At 62.9% G+C, this 19,159-nt stretch carries 21 protein-coding genes and 1 other RNA gene; 6 read left to right on the forward strand and 16 right to left on the reverse strand.

What is annotated here, in order from left to right; translation table 11 throughout:
• Window positions 1–105 precede the first annotated feature (105 nt).
• Both AC07UB_RS21205 and AC07UB_RS21210 read left to right on the forward strand, forming a co-directional pair.
• The gene (locus tag AC07UB_RS21205) at window positions 106–810 is read left to right on the forward strand and encodes a DUF6498-containing protein (RefSeq protein ID WP_494653711.1); all 705 of its coding nucleotides are present in this window, start codon (window positions 106–108) and stop codon (window positions 808–810) included.
• A gap of 223 nt (window positions 811–1,033) precedes the next feature.
• Window positions 1,034–1,834, forward strand: a complete 801-nt coding sequence (locus AC07UB_RS21210) for a phytanoyl-CoA dioxygenase family protein (protein ID WP_494654193.1) — start codon at window positions 1,034–1,036, stop codon at window positions 1,832–1,834.
• Window positions 1,835–1,947: 113 nt separating this feature from the next.
• Here AC07UB_RS21210 and AC07UB_RS21215 read toward each other — a convergent pair whose 3' ends face one another.
• From AC07UB_RS21215 to AC07UB_RS21225, 3 genes are all read right to left on the reverse strand, one after another.
• The gene (locus AC07UB_RS21215) at window positions 1,948–2,454 is read right to left on the reverse strand and encodes a DUF2852 domain-containing protein (protein WP_494653709.1); all 507 of its coding nucleotides are present in this window, start codon (window positions 2,452–2,454) and stop codon (window positions 1,948–1,950) included.
• A gap of 102 nt (window positions 2,455–2,556) precedes the next feature.
• Window positions 2,557–3,225 carry a TetR/AcrR family transcriptional regulator gene (locus tag AC07UB_RS21220; RefSeq protein WP_492791818.1) on the reverse strand — a complete coding sequence of 223 codons (669 nt, stop codon included), beginning with the start codon at window positions 3,223–3,225 and terminating at the stop codon, window positions 2,557–2,559.
• Window positions 3,226–3,291: 66 nt separating this feature from the next.
• A complete protein-coding gene (locus AC07UB_RS21225) occupies window positions 3,292–3,951 on the reverse strand; it encodes a TetR/AcrR family transcriptional regulator (protein WP_492791817.1) in 660 nt (219 codons plus the stop codon).
• 87 nt (window positions 3,952–4,038) lie between these two features.
• Between AC07UB_RS21225 and AC07UB_RS21230 the strand changes: the two genes are divergently transcribed.
• On the forward strand, window positions 4,039–4,683 hold the full coding sequence (locus AC07UB_RS21230) for a glutathione S-transferase N-terminal domain-containing protein (protein ID WP_492791816.1): 645 nt from the start codon (window positions 4,039–4,041) through the stop codon (window positions 4,681–4,683).
• A 93-nt stretch (window positions 4,684–4,776) separates the two neighbouring features.
• On the opposite strand, the gene ybgC is transcribed toward AC07UB_RS21230, so the two are convergent.
• The 8 genes from ybgC to AC07UB_RS21270 all read right to left on the reverse strand — a co-directional run bounded on the left by ybgC (window position 4,777) and on the right by AC07UB_RS21270 (window position 11,346).
• Window positions 4,777–5,229, reverse strand: coding sequence for a tol-pal system-associated acyl-CoA thioesterase (ybgC, locus tag AC07UB_RS21235; protein WP_494653706.1), 453 nt, complete (start codon window positions 5,227–5,229; stop codon window positions 4,777–4,779).
• A gap of 48 nt (window positions 5,230–5,277) precedes the next feature.
• The gene (locus AC07UB_RS21240; RefSeq protein ID WP_492791814.1) at window positions 5,278–6,195 is read right to left on the reverse strand and encodes a metallophosphoesterase; all 918 of its coding nucleotides are present in this window, start codon (window positions 6,193–6,195) and stop codon (window positions 5,278–5,280) included.
• Window positions 6,196–6,246: 51 nt separating this feature from the next.
• On the reverse strand, window positions 6,247–7,299 hold the full coding sequence (gene ruvB, locus AC07UB_RS21245; protein WP_492791813.1) for a Holliday junction branch migration DNA helicase RuvB: 1,053 nt from the start codon (window positions 7,297–7,299) through the stop codon (window positions 6,247–6,249).
• Window positions 7,296–7,832 (reverse strand): hypothetical protein, encoded by a 537-nt coding sequence (locus AC07UB_RS21250; protein ID WP_494653704.1) that lies wholly within the window; start codon window positions 7,830–7,832, stop codon window positions 7,296–7,298. The genes ruvB and AC07UB_RS21250 overlap by 4 nt, the downstream gene beginning before the upstream one ends.
• A complete protein-coding gene (ruvA, locus tag AC07UB_RS21255) occupies window positions 7,829–8,446 on the reverse strand; it encodes a Holliday junction branch migration protein RuvA (protein ID WP_492791811.1) in 618 nt (205 codons plus the stop codon). The genes AC07UB_RS21250 and ruvA overlap by 4 nt, the downstream gene beginning before the upstream one ends.
• Window positions 8,443–8,970: a crossover junction endodeoxyribonuclease RuvC gene (ruvC, locus tag AC07UB_RS21260; RefSeq protein ID WP_492791810.1), complete on the reverse strand. Its 528-nt coding sequence runs from the start codon at window positions 8,968–8,970 to the stop codon at window positions 8,443–8,445. The genes ruvA and ruvC overlap by 4 nt, the downstream gene beginning before the upstream one ends.
• Window positions 8,971–9,007: 37 nt before the next feature.
• Complete coding sequence (gene mgtE, locus AC07UB_RS21265; protein WP_492791809.1) at window positions 9,008–10,381, reverse strand: magnesium transporter; 1,374 nt, start codon at window positions 10,379–10,381, stop codon at window positions 9,008–9,010.
• A 218-nt stretch (window positions 10,382–10,599) separates the two neighbouring features.
• Window positions 10,600–11,346, reverse strand: a complete 747-nt coding sequence (locus tag AC07UB_RS21270; RefSeq protein WP_492791808.1) for a YebC/PmpR family DNA-binding transcriptional regulator — start codon at window positions 11,344–11,346, stop codon at window positions 10,600–10,602.
• 245 nt (window positions 11,347–11,591) lie between these two features.
• Here AC07UB_RS21270 and AC07UB_RS21275 point away from each other — a divergent pair, with 245 nt between their 5' ends.
• Window positions 11,592–13,346, forward strand: coding sequence for a methyl-accepting chemotaxis protein (locus AC07UB_RS21275; RefSeq protein WP_492791807.1), 1,755 nt, complete (start codon window positions 11,592–11,594; stop codon window positions 13,344–13,346).
• Window position 13,347: 1 nt separating this feature from the next.
• Here the strand turns inward: AC07UB_RS21275 and AC07UB_RS21280 are convergent, their stop codons facing one another.
• The 5 genes from AC07UB_RS21280 to AC07UB_RS21300 all read right to left on the reverse strand — a co-directional run bounded on the left by AC07UB_RS21280 (window position 13,348) and on the right by AC07UB_RS21300 (window position 15,761).
• Window positions 13,348–14,166: a TIGR00282 family metallophosphoesterase gene (locus tag AC07UB_RS21280; RefSeq protein WP_492791806.1), complete on the reverse strand. Its 819-nt coding sequence runs from the start codon at window positions 14,164–14,166 to the stop codon at window positions 13,348–13,350.
• Window positions 14,167–14,754: a 5-formyltetrahydrofolate cyclo-ligase gene (locus AC07UB_RS21285; RefSeq protein WP_492791805.1), complete on the reverse strand. Its 588-nt coding sequence runs from the start codon at window positions 14,752–14,754 to the stop codon at window positions 14,167–14,169. It lies immediately after the preceding gene.
• Between the two features lie 68 nt (window positions 14,755–14,822).
• A non-coding RNA gene (gene ssrS / locus AC07UB_RS21290) (6S RNA) lies at window positions 14,823–14,983 on the reverse strand.
• Between the two features lie 54 nt (window positions 14,984–15,037).
• Window positions 15,038–15,421 carry a cell division protein ZapA gene (locus tag AC07UB_RS21295; RefSeq protein ID WP_492791804.1) on the reverse strand — a complete coding sequence of 128 codons (384 nt, stop codon included), beginning with the start codon at window positions 15,419–15,421 and terminating at the stop codon, window positions 15,038–15,040.
• Window positions 15,422–15,431: 10 nt separating this feature from the next.
• Entirely contained in the window at window positions 15,432–15,761 is a 330-nt protein-coding gene (locus tag AC07UB_RS21300; protein ID WP_492791803.1) for a DUF4164 domain-containing protein, read from the reverse strand.
• Window positions 15,762–16,029: 268 nt separating this feature from the next.
• On the opposite strand from AC07UB_RS21300, the gene tkt reads away from it, so the two are divergent.
• Both tkt and gap read left to right on the forward strand, forming a co-directional pair.
• Window positions 16,030–18,024 (forward strand): transketolase, encoded by a 1,995-nt coding sequence (gene tkt, locus AC07UB_RS21305; protein WP_492791802.1) that lies wholly within the window; start codon window positions 16,030–16,032, stop codon window positions 18,022–18,024.
• Window positions 18,025–18,126: 102 nt separating this feature from the next.
• A complete protein-coding gene (gap, locus tag AC07UB_RS21310) occupies window positions 18,127–19,134 on the forward strand; it encodes a type I glyceraldehyde-3-phosphate dehydrogenase (RefSeq protein WP_494653699.1) in 1,008 nt (335 codons plus the stop codon).
• Window positions 19,135–19,159 lie beyond the last annotated feature (25 nt).

Below are 19,159 nucleotides of genomic sequence, written 5' to 3' on the forward strand. Positions count from 1 at the left end.
GCCAATCGTAAGGACACGCATGAGCAAACAGCATATCGGCAGCACCACCACATCGCGCGGCAGGATGCGCTTTGCTCAATGCAGGGAATGGGCTTTATTCGGATCATGACATCCACGGTCCCTGCATCCTCCGATCCCGGCCTGCCGACGCGCTCGGCATGGGTCCCCGCGGTCCTGATCCTGTCCAATCTTGTGCCGCTGGCCGGAATCCTGTTCTGGGGCTGGGACACCTTCGTGCTGCTGTGTCTCTACTGGCTGGAGACCGCGGTGATCGGGTTCTGGACCATCCTGCGAGTGGCGACGATGTCACGCGATCCCGGTTCGGTGGCGGGGCGCAGCATCGCCGGCACATTGGCGCTGGCAGGATTCTTCACGGTCCATGCCGGATTATTCATGACCGTGCATATGCTGTTTATCTACACGCTGTTCGCAGGCCCCTGGGCCGGACGCATTGACGACGCGCGGGACTTCATCCGGCTTATCGTCATCGGCAAGGATCTGTGGATTCCGCTGGTTGCGCTGTTTGTCGGACAGGGCGCGATCTTCATCAACGACGCCGTCAACCGCTTCGTGTTCACCAAGCCGCCGCTGAACAGCGCGGACACGGGCGTCATCATGGGCGGCTTCTACAAGCGCATCGTGATCATGCATCTTGCGATCATGGGCGGCGCATTCATTGCGCAGATGATCGGAAGCGGCGCGCCATTGATCGTTCTGGTCCTGCTCAAGACCGCGATCGAAATCCGGTTTCAGATGAAATTGCGGAGCAATGATGCCGCTGCACCGGTTCCATCGCCTGCAACTCAGTAAAGCGCACGCATTTCACGCGCGTCCCGGTTGAACAGAGCCGCATCACCAAATAGAATTGACCCGCTATGAAATTCATCACTCTCAACATCGGTTCGGTTTTCCTTCAACGCTAACGGCTCACCCCCGCTTCGCAGGGGCCCCTCCTGTTGAAAAATCGAAATCCACACCCCAGCCTCGCTCTGAGCGCAGAGCGTGCTGCTGGCCGATGTTTATGAGCTGTCTTATGCCTAACATTGCAAATCCCACGCGCACGCTTAGCGATGCGCAAATCGAACAATTCGTCCGCGACGGATTCGTCAAAATCGAGAATGCATTTCCGCGCGAACTTGCGGACGCATGCCGCGCAATCCTCTGGCGCGACACCGGTTGCGATCCGGATGATCCTGCAACATGGACCAAACCTGTCATCCGACTGGGCCAGTACGGACAACAGCCGTTCGCGATGGCCGCAAATACCCCCGTTCTCCATGATGCGTTCGACCAGCTTGCCGGCAAGAACCGCTGGCAGCCCCGCATGGGCCTCGGCACTTTCCCGGTGCGGTTTCCCTCGCCGGACGACCCGGGCGATGCCGGATGGCACATCGATGTCAGTTTCGGCACCGAAAATCCCGACTTCATGCAATGGCGGGCAAACGTAACGTCGAAGGGACGCGCGTTGCTGATGCTGTTCCTGTTCTCGGATGTCGGTGAAGATGATGCCCCAACCCGTATTCGCGTTGGATCTCACCTCGAGATCGCGCGAACGCTGGCTCCGGCAGGCGATAACGGTTTGACGCTGAGACAGCTGGCCGCGAACGGCTTCGCCGAAACGGCGGAATTGCCGGAAGTGCTGGCAACGGGCGATGCCGGGACGGTCTACCTCTGCCATCCCTTTCTTGTTCATGCGGCTCAGCCACATCGCGGCAGCCGTCCGCGATTCATGGCTCAACCGCCGCTTCTCCCGGCGGCTGCACTGTCCTTGAATCGGGACGACGGCGACTTTTCGCCGGTCGAGCGTGCCATCAGGAATGCGCTGTCAGACTGACGTCAAAAACAAAACCGCCCACCTGTTCGACAGGTGGGCGGCTTCGTTAGCCGGGGGCGTGTCTCAAGGCGTGATCTTGTCCGAGAACCGGTGTCCACTTCTCGGGATCATGCCTATCCCTGAGGCTGATCGTTCGGCGGCGTCGGGCGCCGCTTGTGCTGCGCCATGAAGGCGTCGAACTCTTCCTTGTCCTTGGCGTGACGCAGGCGATCGAGGAAATCCTTGAACTCGGTCTGCTCTTCCTCGAGACGGCGCAGCGTCTCCATGCGGTAATCGTCGAAGGCGCGGTTGCCGCTCGACGGCGCGTAGAATCCGCGGCCTTCCATGCGGCTGCGCATCCGTTCCATTTTGTACTGCATGCGCTCCATCTTGTCGGCGAAGCGACCGTGACGATCGTGCGACCAGCAACCCATGTTTCTGCTCCAGAGTGAGTAAGCGAGAGCGGCCAAACCGAGCGGCCACCAGATGATGAAACCGGCGACGATCAGAATGATCCGTCCGGGGTGGAAGCCGGGACGCCAGTCGCTCCGCGATTCGAAATTGTCGTGATGCGGTCCGGCCCAGGACGGGCGGCCCCATCTGTCGAGATGTGCAGTGTTGGCGGTTCCAGAGTTCGCCATGAGCATCCTCCCTGTTTCACGCTTCCGTGAATGTAAATAACATTTACATAGATAAAACATCCGGAGATTTTGTCAAGCGGGGCATGGCCAGCCGCATCGAAATTATTTCGGGGGAGTTCCGGGCGGCCGCTGGTCGGTCGGGAACCCAAGACCCTTCAAATAGATCAGAACACCCGCCTCCAGCAGGTCTTCCGCCGACATCGGCAGTTTCCGCCGTGCCGCGTCGCCCCGCCCGAACAGCGATGCGATGCCATGCGAGATCGACCAGATATGCAGCGCCATCATCATGGCCGGCGGGCGAGGTACATTCGGCGGCGCCATCGCCACCAGGCGTTCGGATGCTGCGCGAATGACAGCGAAGGCGCGCTCGCCGGCAAGCAGCAACGCGGGATTGCTCTCGATCGGAATGCCCGATTCAAACATCGCAGAGTAATAAGCGGGGTTTTCGCGCGCGAAGGCGAGATAGGCCTTGCCGATACGTTGAAACGCCGTCGGCGTATCCGGCCGACCGTCGTCCCAGGCCGCGGTGAGCTGCGCTTCGAATTGCTCGAAGCCCTGCTGCGCCACGCTGGCGAGCAATTCATCGCGGTCGCGGAAATGGCGATACGGCGCGGCCGGGCTGACGCCCGCCGAGCGCGCCGCTTCGGCGAACGTGAAACCCGCCGGTCCCTTGGCGGCGATCAGATCGAGCGCGGCCTGCACCAGCGCCTCTTTCAGATTGCCGTGATGGTAGCCGCCTTCGCGGCGGCCGCGGTTCTTGTGCCAGCTCATCGTTCATTCATGCTCATGTAAGTGTCTTTTACATGAGTTGAACGCAGCCGTCACCTGCACAGATGCTTAGTTTGCCGCTTTGGGCGGCCCGCAGATCAGATCGATGGTGCCTTTGGCAATCGCCTCCAGATCCGCGCGCGGCACACGCGCGCGCGCCCGAACCGCGAGCGCATCGACAGTCGACGCCGCGACCTGCGACAGGATCTGGATATTGGCCGCCGGCGGCAGTTCGCCGGTTTCCAACGCGGTCTGAAACCGCTTGGCGAGTGTCCGCTGCGTCGATCCCAGCGCCCTTTGCACCAGAGAACGGATTTCCGGATCAGCCATCGCCTCCGAAGTCGCGGTCATGACCGTGAAGCAGCCGCGCGGGCCATTCTCGCCCGCAAGATAAACGTCGAGCGCGATCGCGTAGATCTTTTCCAGCATCTGCCGCAGCGTCAGCCCAGGATCGAACGCAGGCGCAAACGTCGCCGCCATTTCTGCACGATACTTCTCATAGGCCTTGAGGAACAGGTCGCGCTTGTCGCCAAAAGTCCCATAGAGGCTCGGCCGGTTGATGCCCATCGCCTCGCTGAGATCGTCGAGCGAGGTCGCCGCGAACCCTCCATCCCTGAAAGTATCCATCGCCTTGCCGAGCGCCACGTCCGGCTCGAACGCACGCGGGCGGCCACGCTTCCTTGACGCAGCGGGCGGCGTTTTCGAAGATTCTTTCTTTTTTTGTACCATATCGCAAATAATTCTCTTGACCGCATTTAATTTATGCGGAACGGTATAAAAATCAAGGACGGATCGGTTTCAACAAGGAGACGCACCATGGACCTCTATTTCTCACCGCTCGCCTGTTCGATGGCAACCCGCATCGCGCTCTATGAAGCCGGCGCCGAAGCCCGCTATCTCGAGGTCGATCCGAAATCCAAGAAGGTGCTGCAGGACAATTCGGATTTCCGCAGCGTGAACCCGCTCGGTCTCGTTCCGACCGTCAGCACGGACGACGGCCTCGTGCTCACCGAGAACGCTGCCATCCTTCAATACGTCGCCGATCGTTTCCCGGATGCCGGCATCGGAGCGGGCTCAGGCATCGAGCGCAGCCGGTTGCATCAGTGGCTGTGTTTTGTCGGCACCGAACTGCACAAGGGGCTGTTCGTCACCCTGCTCGACCGGAAAGCGCCGGCGGAAGTCCATTCCTATACGCTCAGCAAGGGGCTTTCACGGCTCGATTTCCTCAACAGCTATCTGGAAGGCCGCGAATTCCTGCTCGATCATTTCAGCGTCGCCGATGCGTATCTCGGCACCGTGCTGAACTGGACCATGGCGATACCGCCGATCGATCTGACGAAATGGCCGGCGATCAACGACTATCTCAACCGCTTCCGCGCGAGGCCAAGTGTGGCGAAAGCGCTGGCCGAAGAAATGGTGCTCTTCAAAGCCGAAGTCGCACGCCACAAAGCGGCAGCGTAATTCTCTGACGACAACTTGAAGCGGCGGTGCATCCCCTCGTATCGCCGCTGTTTTTTGAGAAGCGGAGATTCGGCCTTCTCGTTCGTGATAACGCTAGGCCGCGTCCTGATCCGCCTTCATGGCGATGCGCAGCGCCTTCGGGATCGGACGCGCGCGGCCGCCCGAGACGAACGCAACCTTGACCCGCGCTTCCACCAGGATGTCGTCGCCACGGCGCACCTCCTGCGCCAGCGTGATCGACGCGCCCTTGATGTCCGCCGGCACCGTCACGATGTCGAGAACGTCGTCCATCCGCGCGGGCTTGAGATATTCGATCTGCATCGCCCGCACCACGAACGCAAAACCCGGCGCCTCGTCCTGGGCTTCCGCGAACAGCGCGTGCTGATCCGCGCCGAGCAGCCGCAGATAATTGGTGCGGCCCCGCTCCATGAAGCGAAGATAGTTGGCGTGATAGACGATGCCGGTGAAGTCGGTGTCTTCGTAATAGACACGCGCCTGCATAACGTGCCGGCCGTCGCGGATCGATCCGTCGAGATGAATGGTCATGCTTCAGCCTTTGCGCAAAATTCCCGTCGGCACAAGCACGGCACCTCGCTAGGAGATGGCGGCAGGCGCTCCGCCCAACGTCACCTGCACAATCTCGGGAGGAACGCCGAGACGGAACGGCAAGATGCTGCAGCCCAGACCGCCCGAAACGATGACATCGCATTTTTCGCGGCTATGACCGTAGGCGAACTTGCCGCCGTACCGCGACGGCACCACCGGCGACCAGCCGAACAGCCTGACCTGGCCGCCATGCGTATGCCCGCTCAGTTGCAACGCGACCCGCGCGGGCACGCGCGGCGCGACATCGGGCTCATGCGCCAGCAGAATGACCGGCGCATCGTCAGTGACTTTCGCCAGCGTCGCGGAAAGATCGTCGACACCGATACGGCCGGTCGGCCGGAAACGCCGCGCGGGCAGATAAGCCAATTGGTCGCCCAGACCGGCGAGCCAGAACGGCCGGCCGTTCTTGGTCAGACGACGCGCATCATTCTCGTAAACCGGGATGCCGACGGCTTCCATCGCGCGCCGCGCGACCGTGTGGCCCTCGCCCGCGCGCTGGATCGCCTTGTCTTCCCACCAGTCGTGGTTGCCGAGAATCGCATGGACGCCAAGCGGCGCTTTCAGTCCCGCCAGCACCGGCGCCCATTCATCGGCCGGAATGTAGCGCGTTACGTGGCGATGCCCGGCGACGTAATCGCCCAGCATCACAATGACATCCGCGTTGAGGCGATTGGTGCGATCGACGATGGTCTGGATGCGATCGAGCGACATCCACGGATCGCAGGCATGGAGGTCGGTGATGACGGCGATCTTGAGATTGAAATCCGCGGGCCACTGCTTGGGCGCGATGTCATAGCGCGCGACGCGAAGCCGTCCGGGTTCGATTCCGAATCCATACGCCGTGGTCGAAGCGCCAAAAGCGCCGAGCCCTGCGACGAACCGAAGAAAATGACGACGTGAAATCATGAATGGTTAATCTGTGATGCACGCCATCCATGCCTGCAAATTGGAGCGGAATTACGGTTCCGCGTCGTCTTCGCCGCCCCCAAATAGCCCGAACTGCGACGGATCGCGCGACGGCTCGGCAAGACCGAGATGCCTGAACGCGTGGGAGGTCAGCAAGCGCCCGCGCGGCGTGCGCTGAAGATAGCCACACTGAATCAAAAACGGCTCGATGATGTCCTCGATAGCGTCGCGCGGCTCGGAGAGCGCCGCCGCCATGGTTTCGACGCCGACCGGCCCGCCGCCGTAGTTCATCGCGATGGTCGTCAGATAGCGGCGGTCCATGGCGTCGAGACCCGCCTTGTCCACCTCAAGCGCGCCGAGCGCGTTGTCCGCGATCTTGCGGTCGATGGCGTCGGCGTCGGCCGCCGACGCAAAGTCGCGCACACGGCGCAGCAGCCGTCCCGCGATGCGCGGCGTGCCGCGCGCGCGCTTCGCGATTTCATTGGCGCCATCGGCGGTCATGCCGATGTTGAGGACACGCGCGCCGCGCGTCACGATCTTTTCGAGTTCTTCCTCGGTATAGAAATTCAGCCGCACCGGAATGCCGAACCTGTCGCGCAGCGGATTGGTGAGAAGTCCAGCGCGCGTGGTTGCGCCCACCAGCGTGAATTTCGCCAGATCGATCTTCACGGAGCGCGCCGCCGGTCCCTCGCCGATGATGAGGTCGAGCTGGAAATCCTCCATCGCGGGATAGAGCACTTCTTCGACAGCCGGACTGAGCCGGTGAATCTCGTCGATGAATAAAACGTCGCGCTCTTCAAGATTGGTCAGCAAGGCCGCGAGATCACCGGCCTTGGCGATCACCGGACCGGACGTGGCGCGGAAGCCGACGCCGAGTTCGCGCGCCACGATCTGCGCCAGCGTGGTCTTGCCCAATCCCGGCGGTCCGACGAACAGCACATGGTCAAGCGCTTCGCTGCGCTTGCGCGCAGCGTCGATGAACACCTGAAGATTGGCGCGCGCCTGCTGCTGGCCGACGAACTCGGACAGGTTTTGCGGCCGCAGCGAGGTGTCGCCGATGTCGTCGGCGCGGCGTTCGGGGGTGACGATGCGAGGCGAGTTCATGACGTATGTTTAACCCGATGCAGCGGACGGGCAAGCCACCAGCAGAAACTGGCGGCGAGAAAAGCGAGGACGGCCAGCATGGAGAACAGCGAGAGCGCCTGCGCCGGCGACTGCACACTCGGCAGGATCAGCGCGGAGGATTCGCTCGGGTGGACATACATCCCGAATACAACAAATCCGGCGACGGCAACGCCTGCGGCAAGCCATGCCATCCAGATGGCGTTGAGATCGGCGTAGATCGCGCTCCATGCGAAAATGGTCCCTGCCGCGGCCGACGGCAAAAACGATGCAAGGATCGCGACCGCCGCCAGCAGCCACGCCGCGAATGAAGCGACCGTGCGCAACGCATCGAGGTCGGCCACCGCCAGCAGCAATTGCAACAGCGGCGCGCCCAGCGCGATCACCAGCAGCGACACGATCACGGCAATCGTCAGCGGGCCTACAATTGTGAAGATCGCAACGATGCCGAAAAATCGTCCGATCCGCTTGAGGCTGCTGGCCCCGGCGCTCGCATCTCGCGCACCGCCGGTCACTTCGACAGTTCCTTCAAGCCCAGCCGGATCAACTGCGCCGTCTCGGCTTTCTCACCCGCGCTGCGTGAAGCGGCTGCGATGGCAGCCGCCGCCTGCGGCTGGCCGTAGCCGAGATTGACGAGCGCCGAGATCGCATCGGTGACGGGACGCGGCGCGCGGTTCTCGTCGATCGCGCCGGACAGATGCACCACTGCCGGGTCGAGATTGGTGAAGGCCGGAGTCTTGTCCTTCAACTCGGTGACGATGCGTTCGGCCACCTTGGGGCCGACGCCCGGCGTGCGCGCAACGGCAGCCTTGTCGCGCAGCGCAATCGCATTCGCAAGATCGTGCGGCGGCAACGTGCTGAGCACCGCGAGCGCAACTTTCGCGCCGACACCCTGCACTGTTTGCAAAAGGCGAAACCATTCGCGCTCCATGTCGGAGCGAAAACCGAACAGCTTGATCTGGTCTTCGCGCACGTAAGTCTCGATCGACAACACCGCCGCTTCACCCGGCTGCGGCAGCGCCTGCAGCGTGCGCGCCGAACAATGCACCTGATAGCCGACGCCCTGCACGTCGAGGATCACATAGTCCTCGCCGTAGGAATCGATCAGACCTTTGAGCTTTCCGATCATGCGCCGGCGACCTTCAGCTTCAGCAGTGCGCTCTGGCGGTGATGGGCATGAGTAATGGCGATGGCCAGCGCGTCGGCGGCGTCGGGCGTCTTCGGGTCTGCCTTCGGCAGCAACATGCCGAGCATGACGCGGATCTGGTTCTTGTCGGCATGACCCGCGCCGACCACGGTCTTCTTCACCTGATTGGGCGCGTATTCCGCCACCGATATTCCGAACATCGCCGGCGCCAGCATGGCGACGCCACGCGCCTGACCGAGCTTGAGCGTGGACGCGCCGTCCTTGTTGACGAAGGTCTGCTCGACGGCGGCCTCGGCGGGCTTGAAGTCGCCCAGCACGCGGGCGAGGCCTTCATGGATCGCCAGCAGCCGCTCCGCCAGCGGCGACATCTCGCGCGATTCCACCGAGCCGCACCCGACATAGATCAGCCGGTTGCCATCGACGTCGATCACGCCCCAGCCGGTCCGGCGCAGGCCCGGATCGATTCCCATAATGCGGACGGGTGAGCGAATCGGCAGAGATGTCATGCCGGGATGATAGCGGAAAGTCCCCGGAACGTCCGCGTCACAACAGCGTCCCGCGCAGGATCAGCAACGCGGCGCTGAAATAGATCATCAGCCCCGTGACATCGACGAGGGTCGCGACGAACGGCGCCGAGGCGCTGGCGGGATCGAAGCCGACCCTCTGCAGGGCAAAGGGAAGCATCGAGCCGGCCACCGAACCGAATGTCACGACGCCGACCAGCGCAGCCGCCACCGTCAACCCCACCAGAATCCAGTGCTCGCCGTAGTCATAGATGCCGAGCTTCTGCCACAGCACGATCCGCACCATGCCGATGGCGCCCAATCCGGCCCCAAGAATCAGACCGGTCGGCAGTTCACGAAACATCACCCGCCACCAGTCCGACAGCCTCACCTCGCGCAGCGCCAGCGAGCGGATCAGCAGCGATGTCGCCTGCGAACCGGAGTTGCCACCGGAACTCATAATGAGCGGAATGAACAGCGTCAGGACCAGCGCTTTCTCGAGTTCACCCTCGAAATGCTGCATGACGCTGGCCGTCAGCATCTCGCTGATGAACAGCACCGCCAGCCAGCCGCCGCGCTTGCGGAGCATGCCGCCGAGCCCGATCTGCATATAAGGTTCTTCGGTCGCCGACATGCCGCCGAACTTCTGCACGTCCTCGGTATTCTCCTCGATGATCGCATCGATAATGTCATCGACGGTGACGATGCCGAGCAAATGGCCCGCCTTGTCGATGACCGGAACCGCCAGCAGATCGTGCTTCGTGATCAGCCGCGCCACGTCTTCGCGATCGACCAGCGGAAGCGTGGTAATCGGCGCGGTCGCGGGCGCCAGAGTGAGAATTTTTTCGGATGGCTCCCCGGAGATCAGCCGCCGCAAAGTCACCGCGCCGACAAGACGCCGGGCGACGGGATCGAGCAGATAGATCGCATAGACGGTTTCGCGGGTACGCTCGACCTGGCGGATATGCTGAAGCGTCTGTTCGACCGTCCAATTGCTGGGCACGCTGACGAACTCCGTCGTCATCATCGCACCGGCGGTGTTCTCCGGATATTCCAGCAGACCGACGATCGCCCCGCGCGACACATCATCGAGCCCGGCCAGCAGCTCCGTCTTCGCAGGCTCCTCCAGTTGCTGCACGATGTCCGCCGCCATGTCGGCGGACATGCCCGCGAGCAGGGGTGCGGCGACATGGCGGGGAAGCGCCTCGATGATCTCGGCACCGAAATCCAGTTCGGGCTTGTCGAGAATTTCAATCGCGGTCTCGCGCGGCATCAGCCGCACAACGTCCGCGGCGTCCGATGGCGAGAGCTTGTTGAGAATTTCGACGATGTCGGCGGCGTGTTCGCCGATCAGGCTTGCAGCCAGAACGGCCGCATTGAAAGCGCTTTCCCGCGCTGCGTGGGTATCGGTCATGACTCACCTTGAGGTTCTGCCGGCAACGGCAGGGTCGGTGAGCCGCAAGCGCTCTAGACCACAACCGTTGTCGGCGAAATACGTGGACTGTCGCTTGGCATAGTTGATTGGTTCCAATGATGAGCGGCGAACACGGACACAAGCCGCCTCGCCGCTGAGATGGGCCCTCAATGGAGCCCCGTCAAGAAAAAATCCTGCTGGGCCACACCAAATGGCGGTTACGCGCCCATCTTGGCAGCGAGTGCGTCCGACACCTCGAAGTTCGCATAGACGTTCTGCACGTCGTCATGCTCGTTGAGCAGATCGAGCAGTTTGAACAGCTTCTCGCCGGTTTCGTCGTCGACCGCGATGGTGTTCTGCGGCTTCCACAGCAGCGCCGCCTTGCGCGGCTCGCCGAACTTCGCCTCCAGCGCCTTGGCCACTTCGCGGAAGGTCTCCTGCGAGGCGAAGATTTCATGACCGTCTTCGCTGGACGCCACGTCGTCGGCGCCGGCCTCGATCGCCGCTTCCAGCATGGTATCGTCGGAGGCGGCCTTGGCGTCGTACTCGATAACGCCGAGGCGGTCGAACATGAAAGACACCGAGCCGGTTTCGCCGAGGTTGCCCCCGGACTTGGTGAAGTAGGAACGGATGTCGGAGGCCGCGCGGTTGCGGTTGTCGGTCAGCGCCTCGACGATCACCGCGACGCCGCCGGGACCGTAACCTTCGTAACGGATCTCATCGTAGTTTTCGCCCTCGCCGCCGATGGCCTTCTTGATCGCGCGCTCGATATTGTCCTTCGGCACGTTTTCCGCGCGCGCCGCCGTGATCGCCAGCCGCAGCCGGGGGTTCATCGCCGGGTCCGGCGTGCCGAGCTTGGCGGCGACGGTAATTTCCCGCGCCAGCTTGCCGAACATCTTGGAGCGCATGGCGTCCTGTTTGCCCTTGCGGTGCATGATGTTCTTGAATTGGGAATGTCCGGCCATCGGAGGTCTCTCGGGTGTTCAGCGGCGAATTGAATGATGGAATACAACGATTCCGGGCATTGTTAATGCAACGGCCCGGCGGGGCGGCGTTATAGGCCGGGAATGGCTAAAATTAAAGGCAGAAAGGCCGATTTTCGGTACGGCGATATGGGAAACGGCGCATGCAGCACGGTAAAAGTTAACCATGAGTTCACGCCGGAATGCGATACTGCATGCCTATTACTCATATTTTCAGAGAGCCATCCATGGCGTTCGGCCTTTTTCGGAAGCGGCAGCCAGAACAGGCGATGCCGGATATTGCACCTGAGGTTTCGCCCGTCACCGTTCCAGGCTCTCCCGCAACCTCCGACCACGATTCAGCGCGCGAGATCCTCGAACTGCTCGAACTCGAACTGGTGGCGATGGTCCGCCAGCTTGAACGAGCCGCCAGTTCGGTGGCGAGCGGTGCGCAATCCACCGCAACCACCCTGTCCGCGATCCGCCATCGCGCAGATACCCTGACCGACCGCACCAGCGACGCGCAGGCGACCGCGGAAACCTTCTCGCAGGCCGCGGAAAAATTCACCCAGTCGGCCTATGGCATCGGCGCGCAGGTCCGCGACGCAAGCAAGCTCGCCGACGAGGCCAGCGCCGCGGCGCGCGAAGCCAGCCTCAATGTGGACCGGCTTCGTGAATCCTCTGCGGCGATCGGCAATGTCGTCAACCTGATCGCCACCATCGCCAAGCAGACCACCCTGCTCGCACTGAATTCGACCATCGAGGCCGCGCGTGCGGGATCCGCGGGCAAAGGGTTCGCGGTCGTCGCGTCCGAAGTGAAAGCGCTTGCGGTTCAGACCCAGAACGCCACGGAAGAGATCAAGAAGAAGATCGATGCCCTGCAGCAGGATGCGGCGACGTCGTTCGATGCGGTGCACCGGATCACCGCCGCGATCGACGCCATCAAGCCGGTGTTCGCGCATGTCAACGGCGCCGTCGCCGAGCAGAACGAAGTGACCGGCGAGATCGCACAGAACGCCGCATCGGCCTCCCAGTTCATCGTGTCGGTCGGCACGAGCAGCGCGGAAATCGACAGCGCAGCCAAGGAAGCCGAGACTCACGGCGAGAGCGTCGCGCAGGCCGGCAAGGCCGTGACGATGTTCGCCGAGAAGCTCAAGACGCGCTGTGCGGTGCTGCTGCGCCAGAACGAGGGCGAGGAACGGAAGGCCGAGCGGATGCCGTGCCGGCTTCAGATCGAGATCGCGGCGCGCCCCTCCCCGATCATGGCCGAAGTGCTCGAACTGTCGGTCGCCGGCGTGCTCATTGCCGGAGCCGGCGTGGACGCGATTCCTGTCAATCAGGGTTTGAAGGCGAAGCTGGAAAGCATCGGCGCGTGCGAGATCCGCGTCACCGGCCACACTTCAGGCGGCGCGCAGGCCGAGTTCGTGTCGGCCGACGCCATGCTGAAAGGCAAGATCGAGGACAAGGTCTGGAGCCTTCACGACGAGAATACCGAGTTCGTGACGCGGGCGATGGAAGCCGGCGACGCGATCACCAAGATTTTTGAAAATGCAGTCGCGCAGGGCGACATCACGCTCGAGGATCTGTTCGACGAAAACTACGTCAAGATCGAGGGTACCGATCCGGTGCAGTATCGGACACGTTTCCTCGACTGGGCGGATCGCGCGCTTCCGGAATTTCAGAACACGATCCTCGGGCACGACGCGCGGGCCGCGTTCTGCGCTGCGATCGACCGCAACGGCTATCTGCCGGTGCACAACAAGCTCTATTCCCAGCCGCAGCGCCCGGGCGACACCGCCTGGAACACCGCGAATTCCCGCAACCGCCGCATCTTCAACGACGCTGCTGGTCTCGCTGCGGGCCGCAACACCCGCTCCTATCTGATCCAGAGCTACGCCCGCGATATGGGCAACGGCAAAACCGTGATGATGCGCGAGATCGACGTGCCGATCCGCGTCAAGGGACGGCACTGGGGCGGTTTCAGAACGGCTTACAGTATCTGAATTACCAGAAATCCGGCACGGCACGGTCCAGCATCGGGCCTATGCGCACCGGGGCCACGCGCGTTGCAAGACCCGTCGCGTCGTCGGTCTCCACCGCGACGCCGCTGAGCGTCGCAACACCGTCCGCAGGCTCGAAGCGCCCCGCCGGATAGCCGCGCAGAAATCGCCCGAGCGGTTCTTCGCGGTCCATTCCGATGATGGATTGATAATCGCCGGTCATGCCGGCATCTGTCATGTAGGCCGTACCCGCGGGAAGAATCCGGTGATCCGATGTCGGCACATGAGTGTGCGTGCCGACCACGAGACTGGCGCGGCCGTCGCAATAATAACCGATCGCCTGCTTTTCGCTCGACGCTTCCGCATGGAAATCAACCACCACCGCGTCGGCGGCTTCACGCAACGGGCACGCGTTCAGTTCGCGATCGATGATGGCGAACGGATCGTCGAACGGCTGCATGAAGATGCGGCCGATGCCGTTGATGACAAGCGCGCGCTTGCCGGTCTTGGTGTCGACGAGAGCCGCGCCCCGGCCCGGCGTACCCGGCGGAAAATTCGCTGGCCGGATCAGGCGCGGCGCGCGGTCGATGAAAACCAGCGCCTCACGCTGATCCCACGAATGGTTGCCGAGCGTGATCGCGTCCGCGCCGGCCTCCAGCAATTCGTGATAGATCGCCTCGGTGATGCCGAAGCCGCCGGCGGCGTTCTCGCCATTCACCACGACAAGATCGAGTGTCCAGTCGCGAATGAGACCCGGAAGGATTTCCGCCACGGCCACGCGGCCGCTGCGCCCCACCACATCGCCGACAAACAGAATTCTCAATTACAATCTCCGCAGATCGATCAGTTCGCGTTCGGTTAGCACACAATCGAGCTGTTCGTCGTGGGGCAGCGCGGGAACGACTTCAATTTCCTGCACCGCAAAAGCGACGCCTACGACGGTAATTTTCTTGATGGTACGCAGGTCCTGCAAGGTGCGGTCGTAATAACCACGGCCGTAGCCGATGCGGTGACCGACACGGTCGAAGGCAGCCAGCGGCACCAGCACAATGTCGGGATCGACCTCGGGCGCGTCGGAGGACGGTTCGAAAATTCCATACTGTCCGCGCACCAATCCCTCGTCCGGCTGCCAGGCGCGAAAGATCAGGGCGTGATCGCGCGCGATGATCACCGGCAGCGCCAGCGCGGCACCCTTGTCCGCAAGCGCGCGCATCAGTGGAAACGGATCGAGTTCGCTGTTGATCGGCGAATAACCCGCGACGATGGCGCCGCGCGGCAGCTCGACCGGCAGGCTCGCCGCGGCGATGACCTCTGCCGCGTCGACGCGCTGCTCGACGTTCAACGCGTCACGCCGTGCCAGTGCGCGACCACGAAGTTCAGTCTTCAGATTTTGCGAGGAGTCGGCTTCCATCCACCACCGAATTCTTGATTCTTGTCACCTCTCCCATTGCAGCGAGAGGTCGGAGGCGAAAACAAAAGTGCGAAGCCACGATGGCCGTTGAAGCACTCGATCCCGGAGCACCTACGAAAGTAGGTGGGCACCATATGACCGGATCCACGGACCCGGCCAGGGACAGTTCCCTGAAGGATCGATAAGGCCCCGGGGATATTATGGCTTCTGACGCGCGACGCAGCCTCGCCTGACCAATGTAGTCACGATCACGGCAGAGCGCCAGCGGCGCTGCCCTCAATCGTCAGCCGATCGCGATTCCATTGCGGGCCGGACGGTTCAGCGCCTGCGTCATCTTTTCGATGCGGTCCGAGGCCGAATTCAGCGCATTGGCCACCGCCGACTGGGTCGCCCGTGCCCGGTCCGCGGCCACAACGCGAACGTCACGCAGCGCGTTGAGTTCCTCCTCGAGGGCGCGGATACGTTGTCCGGCATCGACGAGCTCGTCGGCGACCGTCAGGGCCGCCATCACGGTGAGGCGCTGGTCGCCGATTTCGCCGAACTTGCCGCGCAGGCTGGCGATACGGGCTTCCAGGCTTTCCGCAAGCCGCAGCAAGCGGTTCTCCTGCCCGGCCTCGCAGGCCATCCGGTATTGCCGGCCGTTGATGTTGACGTTGATGTGGCTCATGACAATTTTCTCATGGCGATTCTCCCGAATCGATCACGGAGCGGATGGTGTCGATGGCGACGTCGAGCCGCTCCGCGATCTCGCGATTGGTCCGCTCCAGCGCGCGCGAGCGCACCAGCGTTCCATCGAGTTCGTTGGCAAGCCGCGAACGGTCCGCGCCCAGCGCCTGAATCCGCGCGCCCAGTTCGTCGTCGGCGCGGTCGGCGTCCCGCCGCCGCTCCACAGCACTTTCAAGCGCATCAAGGGCCGCCGCCAGCCGCCGCGTGGCAAGCTCGATATCGCTCGACCCCGCGGGCGCGGGCTCTGGATTGGCGAAACCGTTAGCACTGCGATCGGTCATCACGGAACGAGAGCCCTTTGCATCTGGCCCGGCATCCCAAATTAAGGCGAACCGGCAAGCATTTAGCCGGATAAATTTACGACCCGGGAGAGCCGCGCGCAACGCTGGCCGCGAGCTATGCACACAAAGCGAAAACTCACACTGGAAAGACCGGAATGCCCTTGGACTCAAGGGTTTCGCGATGCTATCCACCCGTTGAAAGCATCCCCGGCCGTGGCATTTTTGAGACATGCGGCCACTTCCCACACCGAATGTCAGGCGGACCTCCATGACTGTGCGTGTCGATCCTTCCCGTATGGCTAATGCGATTCGCGCGCTTGCCATGGACGCCGTCGAAAAAGCGAAGTCGGGCCACCCCGGCCTGCCGATGGGCGCGGCCGATGTCGCGACCGTTCTGTTTACGCAGTTCCTGAAATTTGACGCCAGCGACCCGACATGGCCGGACCGCGACCGCTTCGTGCTGTCCGCCGGTCACGGCTCTATGCTGCTGTATGCGCTGCTGTATCTCACCGGCAATTCGTCGATGACCATCGAGCAGATCAAGAATTTTCGTCAGCTTGGATCGCTGACACCGGGGCATCCCGAGAATTTCATCACGCCGGGCATCGAGACCACCACCGGTCCGCTCGGACAGGGCATCGCCACCGCCGTCGGCATGGCGCTGGCGGAACGCCATATGGCGGCGGAATTCGGCGGCGACATCGTCGACCACCGTACCTACGTGCTCGCCTCGGACGGCGACCTGATGGAAGGCATCAGCCAGGAAGCCATCGCGTTCGCCGGACATCTCAAGCTCAATAGGCTGATCGTGCTGTTCGACGACAACGGCATTTCCATCGACGGCGCGATCTCGCTGTCGGATTCGGTCGATCAGGTGAAGCGTTTCGAATCGGCCGGATGGGCCGCTGAGCGCGTCGACGGCCACGATCCGAAAGCGATTGCGGACGCGCTGACCCGCGCACAAAAGTCCGACCGTCCAAGCATGATCGCCTGCAAGACCACGATCGGTTTCGGTGCGCCGAACAAGGCGGGCTCGGAGAAATCCCACGGATCGCCGCTCGGCGCAGATGAAATCGCCGGCGCGCGCAAGAACCTGAAGTGGGATTCGGCACCGTTCGAAATTCCACAGGACATCCTCGACGCCTGGCGCGCGGCCGGATCGCGCGGCAAGGCCGCGCACGACGCGTGGACCAGGACCATTGCCGCGAAAGACGCCGCCGCACGCGCCGAGTTCGAGCGCCGCACCAAAGGCGAACTCCCCACGAAGGCGCTCGCCGATGCGGTGGCCAGGATGAAGGCGTCGCTCGCAGCCACGCCGAAGGACATCGCCACCCGCACCGCGTCCGAACAATCGCTGGAAGTGCTGTGCGCGGCAGTTCCGGAGATGATTGGCGGCTCGGCGGACCTCACCGGCTCCAACAACACCCGCGTCAAGGGCATGGTCGCGATCTCCGCCAACAATTACGGCGGCCGCTACGTCAACTATGGCATCCGCGAACACGGCATGGCGGCGGCGATGAACGGCATGGCGTTGCACGGCGGCCTGATCCCGTATTCCGGCACATTCCTGGTGTTCTCGGACTACCTGCGCCCGGCGCTGCGGCTGTCCGCGCTGATGGGTGAGCGGGTGATCCATGTGCTCACCCACGATTCGATCGGATTGGGCGAAGACGGCCCGACCCATCAGCCGGTCGAGCATGTGGCGGCGCTGCGCGCGATCCCGAACTGCAACGTTTTCCGGCCCTGCGACACCGTCGAGACGCTGGAATGCTGGCAGCTCGCGCTTGAGGCCAAAGACCGTCCGAGCGTGCTGGCGCTGACTCGCCAGAACCTGCCGCAGCTTCGCTTGGCGAACGACGCCGACAACAAGTGCGCCGCCGGCGCCTATGAAATCTCCAAGGCCGATGGCGAGGCGAAAGTCTCGATCTTCGCGTCCGGTTCGGAAGTCTCGCTGGCGGTCGAAGCGCAGAAGCTGCTGGCCGCGCGCGGCATTCCGACGCGGGTGGTCTCGGTGCCCTGCATGGACCTGCTGCTGGAACTGCCGAAAGCCCAGAAGGACGCCATCATCGGCAAGGCCCCGGTGAAAATCGGCGTCGAGGCGGCGATCCGGCAGGGCTGGGATGCGGTCATCGGTTCGGACGGCGTCTTCGTGGGCATGGACGGATTCGGCGCCAGCGCCCCGTACAAGGACCTGTACAGGCATTTCGGGATCACCGCCGAGGCCATCGCTGAAGCCGCGCAGACTTCCCTGAAGACCAGATAACCCTGCTGGAACATTCAGGATTCAAGTGATTGCATCGTGGCGCTATTCGGGGCAAAAACCGCCTCGAAAATCGTCATTTCCGACCTATCGAGGAGAACTTGAATGGCAGTCCGTGTCGCGATCAATGGATTTGGCCGTATCGGCCGCAACATCTTGCGCGCCATCCATGAATCGAAGCGCACGGACATCCAGGTCGTCGCCATCAACGACCTCGGCCCGGTCGAGACCAACGCCCACCTGCTCCGCTACGATTCCGTACACGGCCGTTTTCCCGGCACCGTGACCGTCGACGGCGATTCGATCGATCTCGGCAACGGCAAGATCAAGGTCACCGCGGTGCGTGATCCGGCGACGCTGCCCTGGAAGGACCTCGGCATCGACATCGCGATGGAATGCACCGGCATCTTCAGCGCCAAGGCCAAGGCGTCGGCGCATCTGACCGCGGGCGCCAAGCGCGTGCTGGTCTCCGCCCCGTCTGACGGCGCGGACGCGACCATCGTCTACGGCGTCAACCACGACAAGCTCGCCAAGGATCACCTCGTCGTCTCCAACGGATCCTGCACCACCAACTGCCTCGCGCCGGTGGTGAAGGTGCTGAACGATACCGTCGGCATCGAGACCGGCTTCATGACCACGATCCACGCCTATACCGGCGACCAGCCGACCCTCGACACCATGCACAGCGATCTCTATCGCGGCCGCGCCGCCGCGCTGTCGATGATCCCGACCTCGACCGGCGCTGCCAAGGCCATCGGCCTCGTGCTGCCCGAGCTTCAGGGCAAGCTCGATGGCGTCGCGATCCGCGTGCCGACGCCGAACGTCTCCGTGATCGATCTCAAGATCGTCGCCAAGAAGGCGACCACCAAGGAAGAGATCAACGACGCGATCAAGCGCGCCGCGCAGCAGGAACTGAAGGGCATCCTCTCCTTCACCAACGATCCGAACGTCTCGATCGATTTCAACCACGATCCGAGTTCATCGACCTTCGCCATGGACCAGACCAAGGTGCAGGGCGGAACGCTGGTGCGCGTGCTGTCGTGGTACGACAACGAGTGGGGCTTCTCGAACCGCATGGCCGACACCGCCGCGGCGATGAGCAAGCTGATCTGATCTCACCGGCCCTCGCCGCAACCCG

Source organism: Afipia sp. GW821-FHT04G03, from assembly GCF_059419985.1.